The organism is Kitasatospora sp. NPDC056651 (assembly GCF_042792155.1).
Lineage (GTDB): Bacteria > Actinomycetota > Actinomycetes > Streptomycetales > Streptomycetaceae > Kitasatospora.
The window spans coordinates 1-15,119 of record NZ_JBHTWX010000021.1 but is presented as its reverse complement, the minus strand read 5'-3'; the positions used below and the strand labels follow the sequence as shown (position 1 = coordinate 15,119).

Annotated in this window: 14 protein-coding genes and 1 pseudogene; 6 read left to right on the top strand and 9 right to left on the bottom strand. The window is 70.2% G+C overall.

The features are described 5' to 3' along the window. Window positions 1-317: 317 nt before the first annotated feature. Window positions 318-515 carry a hypothetical protein gene (locus ACFRAR_RS11390; RefSeq protein ID WP_380697288.1) on the bottom strand — a complete coding sequence of 66 codons (198 nt, stop codon included), beginning with the start codon at window positions 513-515 and terminating at the stop codon, window positions 318-320. Window positions 516-1,467: 952 nt separating this feature from the next. After that, entirely contained in the window at window positions 1,468-2,481 is a 1,014-nt protein-coding gene (locus ACFRAR_RS11385; RefSeq protein WP_380697390.1) for a GlxA family transcriptional regulator, read from the bottom strand. Window positions 2,482-2,653: 172 nt separating this feature from the next. Between ACFRAR_RS11385 and ACFRAR_RS11380 the strand changes: the two genes are divergently transcribed. Both ACFRAR_RS11380 and ACFRAR_RS11375 read left to right on the top strand, forming a co-directional pair. Further along, entirely contained in the window at window positions 2,654-3,244 is a 591-nt protein-coding gene (locus ACFRAR_RS11380) for an isochorismatase family protein (protein ID WP_380697286.1), read from the top strand. A gap of 268 nt (window positions 3,245-3,512) precedes the next feature. After that, a complete protein-coding gene (locus tag ACFRAR_RS11375; protein WP_380697284.1) occupies window positions 3,513-4,685 on the top strand; it encodes a hypothetical protein in 1,173 nt (390 codons plus the stop codon). A gap of 68 nt (window positions 4,686-4,753) precedes the next feature. On the opposite strand, the gene ACFRAR_RS11370 is transcribed toward ACFRAR_RS11375, so the two are convergent. From ACFRAR_RS11370 to ACFRAR_RS11350, 5 genes and pseudogenes are all read right to left on the bottom strand, one after another. Beyond that, window positions 4,754-5,224 (bottom strand): hypothetical protein, encoded by a 471-nt coding sequence (locus ACFRAR_RS11370; protein ID WP_380697282.1) that lies wholly within the window; start codon window positions 5,222-5,224, stop codon window positions 4,754-4,756. Further along, the gene (locus tag ACFRAR_RS11365; RefSeq protein WP_380697280.1) at window positions 5,221-5,556 is read right to left on the bottom strand and encodes a hypothetical protein; all 336 of its coding nucleotides are present in this window, start codon (window positions 5,554-5,556) and stop codon (window positions 5,221-5,223) included. Before ACFRAR_RS11365 ends, ACFRAR_RS11370 begins: the two co-directional genes overlap by 4 nt. 69 nt (window positions 5,557-5,625) lie before the next feature. Beyond that, window positions 5,626-6,666, bottom strand: a pseudogene (locus ACFRAR_RS11360) (IS30 family transposase). Between the two features lie 482 nt (window positions 6,667-7,148). Beyond that, on the bottom strand, window positions 7,149-7,691 hold the full coding sequence (locus ACFRAR_RS11355; RefSeq protein WP_380697278.1) for a transposase: 543 nt from the start codon (window positions 7,689-7,691) through the stop codon (window positions 7,149-7,151). A 784-nt stretch (window positions 7,692-8,475) separates the two neighbouring features. Next, a complete protein-coding gene (locus ACFRAR_RS11350) occupies window positions 8,476-9,210 on the bottom strand; it encodes a dienelactone hydrolase family protein (RefSeq protein WP_380697276.1) in 735 nt (244 codons plus the stop codon). Window positions 9,211-9,673: 463 nt separating this feature from the next. Here ACFRAR_RS11350 and ACFRAR_RS11345 point away from each other — a divergent pair, with 463 nt between their 5' ends. Beyond that, window positions 9,674-10,261 (top strand): hypothetical protein, encoded by a 588-nt coding sequence (locus tag ACFRAR_RS11345; protein WP_380697274.1) that lies wholly within the window; start codon window positions 9,674-9,676, stop codon window positions 10,259-10,261. A gap of 307 nt (window positions 10,262-10,568) precedes the next feature. Here the strand turns inward: ACFRAR_RS11345 and ACFRAR_RS11340 are convergent, their stop codons facing one another. Then, a complete protein-coding gene (locus ACFRAR_RS11340) occupies window positions 10,569-12,509 on the bottom strand; it encodes an ATP-binding cassette domain-containing protein (RefSeq protein ID WP_380697272.1) in 1,941 nt (646 codons plus the stop codon). 65 nt (window positions 12,510-12,574) lie between these two features. Beyond that, a complete protein-coding gene (locus ACFRAR_RS11335) occupies window positions 12,575-13,219 on the bottom strand; it encodes a lasso peptide biosynthesis B2 protein (protein WP_380697270.1) in 645 nt (214 codons plus the stop codon). 19 nt (window positions 13,220-13,238) lie between these two features. On the opposite strand from ACFRAR_RS11335, the gene ACFRAR_RS11330 reads away from it, so the two are divergent. From ACFRAR_RS11330 to ACFRAR_RS11320, 3 genes are all read left to right on the top strand, one after another. Continuing rightward, window positions 13,239-13,784: a hypothetical protein gene (locus ACFRAR_RS11330; protein ID WP_380697268.1), complete on the top strand. Its 546-nt coding sequence runs from the start codon at window positions 13,239-13,241 to the stop codon at window positions 13,782-13,784. Between the two features lie 226 nt (window positions 13,785-14,010). Continuing rightward, window positions 14,011-14,229 (top strand): recombinase, encoded by a 219-nt coding sequence (locus ACFRAR_RS11325; protein ID WP_380697266.1) that lies wholly within the window; start codon window positions 14,011-14,013, stop codon window positions 14,227-14,229. A gap of 287 nt (window positions 14,230-14,516) precedes the next feature. Next, on the top strand, window positions 14,517-14,975 hold the full coding sequence (locus ACFRAR_RS11320) for a hypothetical protein (protein WP_380697264.1): 459 nt from the start codon (window positions 14,517-14,519) through the stop codon (window positions 14,973-14,975). Window positions 14,976-15,119 lie beyond the last annotated feature (144 nt).

The window sequence follows — 15,119 nt, the reverse complement described above, 5'->3', positions numbered from 1 at the left end:
GGCAAGGAGGGCCGTCCAGCTGGAGCGAACGCGCTCCAGCGCGTGCTCGACCGCAGCCGAGCCGCTCACGCCATCCGTGAGCCTGGCCGTGGCGTAGGCCAGGTAGTGGCGGTGTACGAGCGTCACGAACTCCCAGAAGCCGGCGTCGGGGGTTCGGCAGTGGTGTGTCAGGCCCGGTGCGGTTCCGGGCCCAGCGTGTAGTGCCTCTGGCATATTCTCGCAGTCCCTGGATGTGCCTGTCTGCGTCCGGCGCACGGGGCCGGACCAAGGGCGCGGTCACGTGCGGGCCCGGCTCTCACCGGGCCCGCACTACAGCGTCAACGCAGCGTCAGCCGCCACCAGGTGAAGCCGGTGCCACGCGCGCGTGCACACAGCAGCAGCACCACGACGTCCCGCTCGAAGCCGCCCAGCGCGAAAAGAGCCCAGCACAGGGCCGGCGCGTAGAGCAGCGCGTCCGCCGGAAGGTGCGCCCCGCGCACCTCGATGACCCGCTCGCGCGGGCGCTTCGATCCCACGGGCGAGAGAACGGGACTGATAGCGTTCACCACCGCGGGGCGCGCGTTCGCGCACCGCCGGGAGTCGGCCGGGCTTGGTCATAGTCAACCTACAGTTTGATCGACGAACGGGCCCTGGCCAGCGGGTCACGTCCGCTGACCAGGGCGGCTCTCAAGGTCACGGGAGCCACAACAAACGCTACTGCCCGCTAGGGACGGTGCACCTCCTGTAGTGGGTGCTGCAAAAACTGCCCCGGGGAACGTCTCACCCTCTCCTTGGACAATCAGGACAACTCCCCGCACTACGCACCTCCGTGAACAGCCCGGAGTCTCCGCCGTCAGCCAGATCAGTCGAATGTGCATACGGGTACAGGGTGGTGCGTTCGAGGCGGCCCCATCGGGCCGGCCGGGCCCTGCTACCTATGGTGATCGCGGGTGGCGGAGCACCCCGCGGGGAGGGGCTGTGCTGTCCGCCGACACGACAAGCCGAGCCTTCAGGTTCAATCCTGTCGATCGCCAAGCACGCGCTCCCAGTCCGCCGGAAGAGCAGAAAGGCCCTCGAAGACTGGGCGCTGGACAAGAAGTTGGTGGATACCGCCCGCCTGATCACCAGCGGGCTGGTCGCGAACGTCGCCGGGTGCGTGGAGGTGCTCTCGCTGACCGCCAAGGTCGTACTGGGCACGGAAGACGCCGAGTCGCCGTCTGCGCCCGCGAGGCACGCTGAGAACGGCGAGGCCGCCCAGCCAGGGTGGCCTCGCCGTTTCAGCCTGCGGGCAGCACGGCGACGATGCTACGAGGCGGCCTGGTGTCGGTGTTCGGTTCGTTCGAGGGCATGCTGGAGCTGGTCGCGGGTCATGGCGCCGCAGGGACTTCCACGAGGACTGGCCGCCCGACTGCGGGCATCTGCCGGGCTGGGGCGCCCTGATCCGTGCGCCGCAATGTTCTCAGGGGAGCCCATGGCTCGCCGTCCGCCTCAACCCCTGTGAACGTCAAGGGAATTGGATGGGGTGAGCGGCGGAGTCGCTGCAAGCAGGGAGTGGTGGAACCGCTGCCGGTACTCGCTCGGCGTGGTGTCGAGTTTGCGCCGAAACGCCCGCGCCAGCGTGTCCGTGGTGTTGAATCCGCACACCGTGGCGATCCGGTCCAGTGTGTCATCCGTGGCCTCCAGCCGGGCCCGTGCCGCCTCCACCCGTGCCGCCTCCACGTACGCCGCCGGTGTCGTCCCCAACTCCGTACGGAAGATCCGCGTCAGCTGCCGCTCGCTGAGGCTCGCCGCCTGTGCGAGATCGGTCAGCCCCAGCGGCCCCGCCAGGTTCGCCGCGATGTGGTGGCGCAAGCCCTCCATGCGCCGGGTCGAGGACACCGGCTCCAGCGGCACACTGAACTGGCTCTGCCCGCTGGTGCGCTTCAGATACATGACCAACTGCCGCGCCACCCGCAGCGCAGCGGCCTCGCCGAAGTCCTCGGCGATCAGCGCGAGGGACAGGTCCAGGCAGGCGGTGAGCCCCGCCCCCGTCCAGATGTCCCCCTGGCGGATGAAGATCGGGTCCGGGTCCACCTGGACCTCCGGGTGGTCGGCGGCGAGCTGCTGGGCGGTGGACCAGTGGGTGGTGGCACGCCGGCCGTCGAGGAGCCCGGCGGCGGCGAGCAGGTGCGCGCCGACGCACACGGACGCGACGCGGGCCGACCGCTCGGCCAGGACCCGGGTCCACCCCACCACCTCGGGGTCGGCGTCGGCACGGACCTGGCCGTCCGGGCCGACGGTGACGGACCCGGGGACGATCAGCGTGCCGATGCGGCCGGCGGCCAGCGCCTCGAACGTGGTGTCCGGCAGCACCCGGACCCCGGCCGAGGTGGTAACCGGTTCGAGCGTCGGGGCGGCCAGGACGACCGTATAGCCCGCGACGTCGGGCAGTTCGCGGCGCAGCAGGGCGAAGGCCTCCGGCGGGCCGGTGACGTCGAGGAGGTCTACCCCGGGAAACAGCATGATGGCGACGAGTTGGCCTGCGGGTTGCACCTGGTTCTCCCCCGAGTCGAGTGCATGTCAGGGCGTCAACGGGATGTCCGTATCTGCGGGTTGAACGTCCTGGCCGTCAACACTTTGTTGATCATAGCGTTGGTCACGTCCGATCGAACCAATGCTCGAAAAAGGTGCAGCCATGGCGACGACGACCCTGCGTGACCTCAACAGCTTCGACCAGAGCCCGGCCCAGCTGGCCGACTCCACCCTGATCCTGATCGACTACCAGAACACCTACACCCAGGGTGTGATGGAGCTCGACGGCTGGAAGGACGCCCTCGACGCGGCGGCCGACCTCCTGGCCCGTGCCCGTGCGGCCGGTGCGAAGGTCATCCACGTCATCAACGACGGCGGCGAGGGCACCCCGTACGACATCCGCGTGGAGATCGGCCAGATCCACCCCAAGGTCGCCCCGGTCGAGGGCGAGCCGACCGTCGTCAAGGGCAAGCCGAACGCGTTCCTCGACACGAACCTCGGTGAGCTGGTCGACGCCGCCGCCAAGGGCAAGGTGATCATCGCCGGGTTCATGACCCACATGTGCGTGGCCTTCACCGCCCAGGGCGCGTTCCTGCGCGGCGACCACGCCACCGTCGTCGCCGACGCCTCCGCGACCCGCCCCCTGCGTACGGCCGCCGGTGAGGTCAGCGCCGCCGACCTGCACCTGGGCGCGCTCGCCACCATCGAGGACCTGTACGGCGTTGTCGTCGCCAAGGGCGCCGACCTGGCCTGACCAGGCCCCGGCAGTCGTCCGACAGTCGTCCGACAGTCGTCCGCTGCGGAGTTCGCGGCGCGCACCCACCCCCGAACAAGCCCGTCCTTCGCAGCGGACGCAACGGCCCGGGGAAGGAATCCGTGCGCCCCGTGACTACGTGAGGAAGCGCCCCGCCGCCCACCGCGGCAGGGCGCTTCCTCCTGCACCACCAGGTACAGCGCACATCGAGCGAGGGGGCGGGCCGACCACGGCCCGTGCTCGCACCATCCGAGGGGGATCAAGAAAAGTGCCTACCCGTAGAACCGTCCTGAGCGGAGCGTCCGCCATCGGCGCTGCCGCCGCCCTGACCGGCCTGACCACCCGCACCGCGTTCGCCGACGGCACCACCGTCAGCGCCACCACCGCCGTCAGCGCCACCCCGGCCCAGGCCCGTACCAACATCCTCGCCGTGGACGCCGCCATGCGCGGCAACTACGACACGCTCCGCGCCAACGTCGTCAACCAGCTCGACCCGGTCATCGTCGTCGACAACGACATGACCGGCGGCACCTACTACCTGGTCAGCAAGGGCACGGTCGTGGAGCAGGTCCAGCCCGTGGACCCGGTCTTCGCCCTGGCGAAGTCCATCGCCCACACCCCGCTCGGGATCTTCTCCATCTGCTCCCCGTCGCTGGACCCGAACAACATCCTGCCCGCGCAGGCCCAGTACATCGACCCGCACGACCTGAAGATGGTCGCGTTCAACGGGCCGGGCAACGTCTCCTGGGTCTCCGCCCTCCAGGCGTTCTCCACCACCCTGGACACCGCCCGCCAGACCCTGGACTCCGCGAACCTCCCGTCCGACACCACCGGGGGGAGCCTGCGCGACTCCTGCGCCTACATCCTCGACAAGGCCCACGCCTACATCGCGACGACGATCCGCACCCGCGAGTTCGACATGGCCGGCTTCGAGGCGTTCACCGCCGACGTGTACCCGTCGATCCGGACGAACATGTACTGGGCCTCGCGCATGCAGATCGACGGGGTCTCCAAGCTGATGACCCGATGGCGCAACCAGATCGGCGGGGCCTGGTCCGGCCTGTACGTCGTCGTCCTGTCGATGTGGACCACCTACGTCCAGAACCAGAACAGCATCATCCTCAAGAACTTCATGGACCAGAAGCAGGTCACCACCCACCTCATCGACCTGATGACCGCCCAGACCCCCTCGGACCCGGTCCACGTCGCCCTCGACAACCTCGCCCGCATCGTGCAGGACAACATCGCCGCCGAGATGGTCTTCGCCTCCGACCAGCCCACCGCCGACGCCCTCAAGGACCGGCCCGACCTGCTCTCGACGGAGATCCTGAAGCTCCTCGGCACGAGCACCACCACCGCGACCACGGCCTCCCTCACCCAGGGCCAGGTCACCCAGCTCGCCTGCCCGTTCCACAACCGGGCCTCCACCATGGCCGTCTGAGGCCCGCCCGAAGCCGCTGCGCCCCCGGCCGCACCACGGGGGCGCAGCACCAGGGCCTACCGGCAGCCTCAGGAAGGACCGTCGGCGGACGCCTGGTTCTGAGCGGCGCGCTTGCGGCAGTTCTTCTGCTGGCAGGCGGGCGAGCAGAACTTCTGGGGCCAGCCCCCGTGCCGGGTCGCCGGTGGGATTTTCAGTTGCTCGCACCATTCGCAGGCGCGCAGCATGCCGCGCTCCACAGCGGTGATGTCGGCTTTGGTCTCGGCTGGCAGGCCGTCGGCCAGTTCCCTCAGCTCGTCGAGCGCGCGCCGGGCCTGGGTCGCGTCGATCCCGAAGCCCCTGGTGCGTTGGAACTTCCAGCGCCACAGCAGGTGGGACCGTGATTCGCCGGTCTGTCGGCGGACTTCGGCCTCGGAGAGGTCGAGGGTGGCCATCAGGAGGATCAGGGTGTCGATGTTCTTCTGCGCCCGCCCGCTGAACCGCAGGGTACTGGTGGTCGCGGCTCGGGCGGTGGGGTCGGCGGGGACCTGGCGGCGGGTCACCGGGCGCCGCCGGCGGACGGCGAGGTGGCCTTGGTCTCGGCGGCCTGGCCGGGGACGGCCGGGAACCGCGGCGCGGGAGCGGGCTCGGAACTGGCCTGGAGTGCGTGGAGCGGGGCCGCGATTTCGCGCACTCCCTGACGGCGGGGGGCGGGCCTCTCCAGCGCGCCGACCAGGCCGGTGAGCTCGTGGACGAGGGCGGGGACGTCCGTGGGCCTGGTCCGGGCGACGCACGCCCGCACGACTGAGCGGACGAGCAGTGCCAGCACGGTGGCGCGCCCGATGGCGCGTGCGAGGGAGACGACCGCGAGGATCGTGATGAAGTCGGCGTCCAAGGTTTTCCTCCGGAAACGACAAGAGGCCCCGATCTTGGGTTCAAGGGGTCGTTGCAACACCGCTTGGTTTCAGGTGGTGAGTAGATCACGTAGACGCTCGGCGGGGGTATCCCAGCCGAGGGTCATGGGTGGGCGGCCGTTGTTTTACGTGGGGACGGGTTGGTGGTCTTTGGGAACGGGGAGGGGGTGGTGGGTGGCCGTCGGGAAGTACTGCCGCAGCAGCCCGTTCGTGTTCTCGTTGGAGCCGCGTTGCCAGGGTGAGGCGGGGTCGCAGAAGTAGACGGGCATGCCGGTGGCCATGGTGAACTGCTTGTGGCGTGCCATCTCGCTGCCCTGGTCCCAGGTGAGGGAGCCGCGCAGGTGGGCCGGCAGGGTCTGGACGGTGCGGACGAGGCCGTCGCGGACGGTCTCGGCGTCGTGGGCTCCGCCCGGCAGGTGGACCAGCATCGTGTAACGGGTGCTTCGTTCGACCAGGGTGGCGATGGCGGAGCGCCCGCCCGCGCCGATGATCAGGTCCCCTTCCCAGTGGCCGGGCACCGCCCGGTCCTCGACGTCGGCGGGCCGGTCGCTGATCATCACCATCGGATCGATGAACCGCGGGGTGCGCCGCTCGGGGTCGCGGCGGGGTTTTCGGCGGGTCCGGCCGGAGCGGACGGCTGCCTGCACTTCCCGTTTCAGGCCGCCGCGGGCCTGAAAATACAGCGCCTGATAGATCGTTTCCACGCTCACCCGCATGCTCTCGTCGTCGGGATGCTCCGTCAGTAGAGCGTGGCAGATCTGTTCCGGTGACCACCGCCTGCGCAGTCCGTCCTGGACGAAGCGACGCAGCCGTCCCTCGCGCAGCAGCTTGCGCTCCTTGGGCCGGGGCCTGCGCGCCGCCGCCGCCCGGTGGGCCGCGTAGGGCTGATAGCCCTCGCTGCCCGCGTTCGCGTCGATCTCCCGCTTGACCGTGCTCGCCGGCCGCCCCAGGTCCCGTCCGATCGCCCGCAGCGACTGACCTGCCGCGTGAAGATCGCGGATTCGTTCGCGCTCGGCCAGGGTCAGGAACCGCGGGTGCAGTTGCTTTTCCAGGGCTTGCAGGCCCACTGGTGCTGTGGTCACGCCGCCCATCGTGACGGTCCCGGCGGTGTAGTCGACACGGCGGCCGTCGGTGTAGGTGCGCGTGGTGCGGGTCTTCTTGACGCCCCAGTCCCAGTCCTTGGCCGTGCGCTCGTTCACGCCGACCTGCCCGGCCGCCACCCGGCGTGCGACACCGGCGGCCCGAAGCCGCTCGTACTCGTCCCGCCCGGGATGCCGCCGCGGCAGGCCTACCGAACTCCGTCCGGCCTTCCGGGCCCACCCGAAGGCAGTGTTCCGGTTCACCCCCAGCTCACACGCCACCAGGGTCACGCTCCCCACGACATCCAGCCGCGCAAGGAAGCGCTCCCTCAAGCCCGAAAGATCATCGCGTCCAACGGCCACGGTCCTCGCAACTCCCACAGATCGAGGGTGTTGCGAGGACCGTTAGAACCTAAGGATGGCGGAGGCCTTGCTGTGTGCTGATGTGATCGGGCATGCGAAAAGCGGCTCTTGTGCTGGATCTGTGGGTCGGATCATGTGAGTTGGCGTCGGGGCAGGGTGGGGCGGTTGCCGCCGAGGCAGAGCATGACGAGGGCGATGACGGCCTCGGCGGAGCGAAAGCCGAAGCCTCTGCGGATGATGAGCCCGGTCTTCGTGTTCGTGGACTCGATGAGTCCGTTGCCCAACTCCTCGACGATCGCGTGCAGGATGGCGTCGTGGTGGCGTTGGACCTTGCGGGCGAGTTCGACGAAGACCGGAGTCCGCGACCGCCTCGCCCGGGACAGCCAGTGGTCCAGCGCCTCGGCCGCGGCAGGCGCGCCCTCTGTTCCGGAGATTCGGTAGATCGTGCGCAGTCCCTCCTTGAGGAGGTACTGGAACACGCTCCCGCCGACCGTGCTGCCCTCTACCCGGTTCGACACCCTGCTGGCCCCGCCCGTGTCCCTGCTCTGCCTGGCCGTGCCGGTTGCGCGGATGCCGCCGGGTTCGCTGTCCCCGGCCGAGCCGGGCGCGGCCGGTGCGGTGCGGCGGTCGTTCTCGGCGGGCGGCTCGGTCCCGGTACCGGGGGACGGGGTCATGGCCTGCTCCGTCGCGGGCCGACGGCCGGACGCCGGTCTCCACCGGGCCCCGCGGCCGGGGTCGCGCCCCTCGCCGCCGGTGGGACCACCACCGCCCCGGGGCCTGCTTCGGCTGTCGGGTGCGGTCCGGCCGCTGGTGTCCGTGCTTCTCGACGCATCCCGCGCCCCCGCCTCGCTGTCTCGCCCCGTGCGCGGGACTGCCCCCCCCGCGCGTGGAAGGGGATTCTTCCACCCGCCGCCGCACCCGTGCAGGGCAAACACTGAACACCGAACGCCGGTGCTCGGAGTGTGTTGCCCGCACTCCGGCGGCCGCCGGCGCTGTCGCGGCTGCCGGGGTGCTACTCCGGCAGCACCAACCGGGCCTGTGCGGTGCCGGTCGGCGGCCCCGGCACTCGGGGCCTGTCTACGCCCACTCCATGCTGTGCTCGGCGAGCCGCGCGAGCTGGCCGGGACGTCCCCTCACCGACAGTCAGATCGGCAAGCGTCTTCATCAAATCGGGATCCGTCCCAAACAGGACCGCTCCACCGCGTTGTTCACCCTCGCCACCGAAGTCCCGGCCGCGATCCTCGCCCGGATGCTCGGGGTCCACATCAAAGTCGCCGTCCAGTGGCAGCAGGGCATCAGGCGGAGACTGGGCCGCCTACGCCGCCGATGTGAGTAGCCGGACATCTCTAACTCGCAATCGGTGAGGGCGGGCTGTGCCTGCCCGCCCTCACACCAGCTCCGAAAAATCGCTAGGACTCCGGAGACGTTGACTTCGGACTTGATTTCCGGGCCGGAGCCTCAGCCGTTGGCCAGGGTGCGGCCGAGGAGGGGCAGCAGGCGGTCCCAGTGGCGCTGCAGTGCGGCGGGGTTGAAAGCGTCGGTGTCGGACATGGTGAAGCCGTGGATGGTGCCGGGGTAGATCTCGGAGGTGTAGCTGACACCTGCGGCATCCAGGGCCTGGTTGAGCCCGCCGAGGGCCTCGGGCGTCAAGTCGCTCTCGGCGTGGCCGAAGTGGACCACGGCGGTGAGCTTGGAGAGGCTGTCGGGTCCGTCGACTCCCACCGGGCCGTGGAATGCGGCGAGGGCAGCTACCTGGCCTGGGTGGGCTGCTGCGGTGCGCGTCGCCAGGAGGCCGCCGATGCAGTAGCCGGTCACCGCGACCGGTCCGGCACCGACCTCGGGCTGAGCGGTGAGGAACCTGAGGTAGGCGTCGGCGTCGCTCAGGACACGTTCTGTGGTGTGCGCCTCGATCAAGGGCATCAGCTGGGCGAAGACCGCGGGCCGGACCTCTTCTCCGATGTGCTCGGGAAGTTCGATCACCGGTGCCGGGCCGTGCCGGTAGAAGAGGTTGGGGACGAGCACGTAGTACCCGTGCCCGGCCAGTTCGCGGGCCATCTCCCGCAGCACGGGCCGGATGCCGAAGCCGTCCGGGTACATCAGCACCCCCGGGTGCTGCCCGCCACCGTCGGGGAAGGCGGCGAACGCGTCGGCCTGGCCGTCCGCGGTGGGAATCTGCAGCATCTTGGTGGGCATGAATTCTCCTGTCGTGGTTGACGTGTCGAGCCTGTGATCAACACGACGGAGGTGGAGCCCGCGCAGCAGCGCAAGATCCTCGATCGAACAGCGGGCCGGCACCGGCCCGTACGGCGCTCAGAAGAGCACCGGGTCACCAATCCGTGTGTGGCGCAATGCCGTCCCGGTAGTCATGGCTGCCAACGTAGCCTCCGGGTAAGGCCGATGCCAGCCCCCCAGTCCACAGTGCCGTTCGCGAGAATGATCTCGGTCAACACCTCGGGATCCTGAACCCGGTCGACGCGCTGCCCGTGACAGGGATGCCCATCTTGTGGCTGCGCGGTCCTCACCGCACTTCGAAACACTCCCTTGCCGAACGCTCCGGACATGGCCGAACCGGAGCCACTCTTCCGGTCCGGGTTGGCCATGATCGTAGGCTTCCACCGTGAAGGTATTCCGGCAGTTCCAATACCCGACTCCACCGTTGGGTACCTCCGACTCCGGGTTCCGCGACGAGGTCGAATCCGAGGAGGCTATCGCCCGCGGCGAGAAACTCGGCGACCTGATCACCAGCGACGAGTTCCACTGCCTCACCGGGCCGGCCCGCCCGACGCGTACCACCCGGCCGCTCCCGCGCGATCTTGACGTCTCGTCAGCCGAGCGGAACGGTGGAGGCGCAAGGATCCGCAACCGGCTTGGCACCTGCGCACTGCGCGAGGTCCCCCACGCCTGGATCCGCCAGGCCCGTCCCGGCGCCCTCATCCTCACCCCCTGGGGCACCCACTACAGCAACCTCGACGTCCTGCTGCGCCTGACGGTCCACGGCGACGGCACCGCGTCGGGCAGCTTCCTGGCGCCGGTGGAGTTCATGAAGCTGCGCTCCCAGCGCCTCACCTGGCCCGAGCCGCCTGGAGGCGGAGGCACCCTTGCCGAGAGCAGCACGGCGACCACGCCGCCCGAGCACGGCCGGCACGCGGCCTTCACCTTCCTGATGGGCTTCTCCTGGACGGCGTCACGCACGCGGTCCAGCCGCACGACGACGGCGCCCGCACTCTGTGGCTGTACTCGCTGACCGAACCGGCCTGGTCGGCGACGACGTTCCGCGACGGCGAGCACGAGCACCAGGTGCGCCAGTACGGAGCCCGGCGGCTGTGGGAGGAGTTCGAGAGCGCCTACGCCTGGTGGACCGCAGCGGCATCGCGGCCAGGCTCACCGCCCGGTCCTCGGCACGGGGATGACCCGATGAACAGCCGGTTCCCCACCGCCTCCGCCGGTGCGGTCCGCTCCTTCGGGCAGTCCCCGGCCGAGCTGGCCGACGTGCTGCAGACCCGCCTGGCCGGCTGGTTGTCGGCCAGGCGCGCCACCGGCATCGGCCGCGGCTACGGGACAGGGGCGAAGGCGCGCGCCTGGGTGGTCCACATCGCCGCGTACTCCCCGCCGGCGGCCAACAGTTCGTGGTGCCCGCCCTCCTCCAGGATGCGGCCGTGGTCGAGGACGACGATCCGGTCCGCGTGCTGGGTCGAGCCCAGGCGGTGCGTGATCAGGATGACGGTCCGGCCGGCGGCGAGCTCGCGGATACGGTCGTAGGCGGCCTGCTCCGCCCGTGGGTCGAGCGCGCTGGTCGGTTCATCGCAGATCAGCAGCGGCGCGTTGCGGGCGTAGGCGCGGGCGGCGGCGATCCGCTGCCACTGCCCCCCGGAGAGGTCCCGGCCGCCGGACTGGGAGGGCCGGATGTGGGTCTCCAAGCCATCGGGCAGCGAGTCGATGACCTCGGTGGCACCCGCGGCGCGAGCTGCGGCGAGAACGGCCCCGTCGCCCTGGTCGCCCTGGCCCAGGGTGATGTTCTCCCGGAGGGTGGCCTGCCAGCGGGCGATGTCCTGGGGCAGCATCGCCACGCGGGAGAACAGCTCGTCCGGATCGACAGCGGTCAGGTCGGTGCCGTCCCAGGTCACGGTGCCGCTGGTCGGCGGGTAGAGGCCAGCGAGCAGCTTGGCCAGGGTCGACTTCCCGGCGCCGTTGTGGCCGACGATCGCCAGGACCTCCCCGCGGCGGACGGCCAGGGAGATACCAGTCAGCACCGGAGCGGCTGCTCCCTCGTACGCGAAGGTGACCCGGTCGGCGCGGATGACGGCGGGGTTCACCGGGACCGGGGCGGGGGCGGCCGGAAGGGCGGTGCGGGCCTTCGCGTCGGCGAGGAAGTCCGCCCAGTCGCCCAGGTAGAGGCCCATGCGGTAGGTGGTGGCCAGCCCGGTGGCCAGGCCGTTCAGGAGCGCCCGGCTGGTCTGGACGGCGATGAGGGCGGTGGCGGCGTCGGCGGTGGGAACCCGGCCGTGGACTGTGAGCCACAGCAGCGCCCCATACACCCCGAGCGCGGCGGCGCCGGCCAGGGCGTCGCCGCCGAGCTGGCGCAGCGCGGTGTCCCGGCCGATCCGCGCGGTGTGGTCCTCCAGGCGGCGGCTGACGTCCCGGTACTGGCCGAGCAGCCATGGCCGCATAGTGCCAGCGCGCACGTCGAGCGCGGTGCTACGCCCGGACGCGAGGTACATCAGGATGTGCCGGGTGCGGCGGTCGCCGACGGCGTGCCGGTCGGCGCGGTGGGCGGCCTGGGCGGCGCCGGCGGCGGCCCAGGCCCTGGGCACGACGGCGAGCAGCAGCAGGGGCAGCAGCAGCGGGTCGAGGCCGGTCAGGATGCCGCCGGCCGCGGCGATGCCGAGGACCGCGCCGGTCACGGAGGTGAGGGAGTCGAGGACGGTGTGTGCGTCCTTGGCGGCCCTGTTGGCCGCTTCGCCGTGGTCGCACCAGGCGGTGTTGTCGTAGGCGGCGAGGGGGACGCGGGTGGCGGCCTCCAGGTAGGCGAGTTCGGCGCGGCTGTCGACGGCCGGGCCGAGCCGGGCGGCCTGGGCGAGGGTGCCGGCGGAGGCCAGCGAGCGGGCGGCGGCCACGGCGGCCAGCGCGAGCAGGGCGCCTTCGGCGCGGCCGAGCCGGTCCAGCGGGGCGCCCACCGCGAAGAGCACCGCGAGCGCGGTGCGGGTGAGGTGGAGGGCGGCGGCGGTCAGCGCCCCGGCGGCGAGCTGGAGGTCGAACAGGCGCAGCAGCGCGGTGCGGTCGGCCTGCCAGGCCAGGCCCAGGGCGATGCGGGCCAGGCGGGGCAGGGTGCGGGTCATGGTGAGCAGGCCGTCGGCGCGGTCTTCGTGCCGCTCACTGCCGAGCGTCCAGGCGGGGAGCGGACCGGGTGCCGGGCGCCGGCGGCGCAGCAGGTTTCCGATCCGCTCCAGAGCTGGGGTGCGGGGGGCGTTGGTGTGGAGCTGTGTGTCTGTCACATCTGCCGCAACGCTTCACCCATACGGGTGGACACGGCCATACCCCCGTTCCATCGCATGTTCGATCAGCCGGTGGTGAGGACGGCCAGGTACGGCCAGACGCGGTCCGCTTCCTCCTGGCCGATCACGTGCCCGTCGGCGACGACCCAGGCGTGGGCGCCGCGTGGCGCGAACCGGACCCCCAGCACCCAGCGGACGGGCCGGCCGGTGAGGGCAGAGCCGAGGTGGACGGCGAGGGATTCCTCCAGGCAGGCGACCCGGCCGGGCCGCCAGGTCCCGGCGGCGCGCACCCCGGCCAGGACGGATTCGGTGTCGGCCACGCGGGCCGGGCGCCCGGGAAGGCGGGCCGCGGCGCGCGAGGGCGACAACGTGCCGGATCGGAAGCAGCCACAGGAGCAGCAGGGCGGCGGCCAGGCCGGGCACTGCGGCGGTCCAGCCCCGGAGAGAGGGGCGGGCGGCGGGGGTGAAGCGGACCGGCGGGACCGTACCGGGCGGGGTGCGGTGGAGGGGGCGCCCGGCGAGCAGGCGGTCCAGGTCGCCGGCGACCCGCACCAGGTCGGTCCGGACCCGGTCCACCATGGCCGCCGCCGCGCAGAAGCTGGAGGCCATGCGCGAGCGTGAAACTCAGCCGTCCACGGTCCACCTCGGCATGCCCGACATCCGACGCGACACCGGACGAAGCAGCGCCGACGTTGAGAGATCCTTCCCATCGGATCCTAAGCTTCGCGGATGACCTACGAAGAGTTGTGCTGGGAACCGATAGCGGCGCTTCCAGAAGGCGAGCCCGAGACGTCCTTCGGCGGGCGTTGGGAGGACCGGCTCTGGTTGAACGTTCCTGGCCCCTTCTACACCGGCATCGCCGACAACTGTTGGACGGGCCGGCTGCACGCACCGCGTCATGTGCTCTACGGCGGCGAGTACTTCGGTGAATATGTGTATCGCCAGCCGGTGACCACGGCCGAGGTCCTGAACCTGGTGACAGCAGCCCAGGAAGATCCGTACCGCGGCTATGCCTGCGACGGTGACAGCCGATGGACATCCGAGGCTGTTCGGGACTGGTGGCGCGACCGTGGGCGGGTCACCGAGTACCTGGAGTCCCTCCTGCCCAGATGGTCGTCCAGCGACAGGTCCGACGAGCGGGAAGCCGCGGAGGGGCTGAGGGACTTTGCCGCCTACATCACTGAAGGGCTCGGCTCGGACCTCCGGAAGTACCTCTTCCGGCTTGAAGAGGGCTGCTACCCGAAGAACTCCGGGCCACTGCCTGAGCTCCGATAAGCAATGACGGCCATGGGTGCTCGGTGCTCTCGTACCTGGACACCCGTGAAGTGGGCTCAGGCGCAAGGTGGCGCGACCTCGATGACCGTGGCCGTGCCACAGCGCGACACGCTCGGATGCCGCCAAGTACCAAGATTTCCGCCCACTACTTTCAGTAACTCGACTGCGATCCGTCCAACCAGTCAGCCAGTTGGTTTAGTTCGGATAAGCCTGCATTCGCTGCCCCATGTTCCAGGTCAACCCCGGGATGTTCCCCAGGCTCGCCGAGATCGAGAAGGGTCTGATCCTCCGCCGCAAACGCGCCGAGGACGAGCAGTGGCTCGGTGAGATCGAAGGCATCGACCTGACCCTGACCTTCGTCCGCACCAAGCAGGCCGAAGCCGCGTGGCTTGCCCGCCGGTCTATGGTCACCCTCGGAATGCCCGGAGTGGGTCACCCAATTTGATGAAAACGACCGAACCTCGAACTTTCCGCATGGCAGGGCCGTTTCCCCGTCGGAGCTCGATGCTCCACTGATCCGGATAGATCAATTCCATATCAACTGCCTTACTTGGGAGGTGAGTTCACTATGGGGAAGATCCACATGCTTGTCGCAGTCGGTTCCACCGGCACCGCCGTCTTGGGGTTTGTCACGCAGCTTCTGGGGGACAGGGTTCAACGGCGAGAGGCCGCCCGCCGTCGGCAGCGAACCATCGTCGCCGAGCTGGCTCGTGACCTGCGGCAAGGGGAGCGATGACACGAAAGCGTGAAGACCAGGAACTCTGGGACTTTCTCGAGAACAAGGTGAAGCCCAGCGGTCTGAACGGCGCCGGCAAGGCCAACATGATCCTGGCCTGGAACGATGAGCGGCAGCGACTGCACGAGAGGGACGAGCGAATCCATCAGTGCTTCGACTCCGTGCTGGCCTATGTCGCGATGACCACCGTGCTCGGAGTCGCCTACCTGCTGGGCAAGGACGGCAACACCGCGAAGATCTGGCTGGCCTTCGCGCTCGTCGCTCCGGCTGTCGCCATCGCAGGCAAGTTCCTCAACCGGCCGGTCACCCAGACGGAGGCGAACATGGTTTCAGCCGGGCCCAGGGGCAGAGTCGGCGCCCTCCCCGGAGCCACGGGCGGCTCGCCCGTTCAGCCTTCGGCGCCAGTTAGCCCTTTGGAGCTCCTTCCCGATGCTCTCAGCGGGGCGGAGCAGTAGAAGCGCGTCAAGGCCGGGGCGGGGGAGAACTTCTTGGGTTCAAGGGGTCGTCGCAACACCGCTTGGTTTCAGACGGTGAGTAGATCACGTAGACGCGCGCCAGCGGATTACCACCCCTCGGAAGATGGTGGGCCGCCCTGGTCC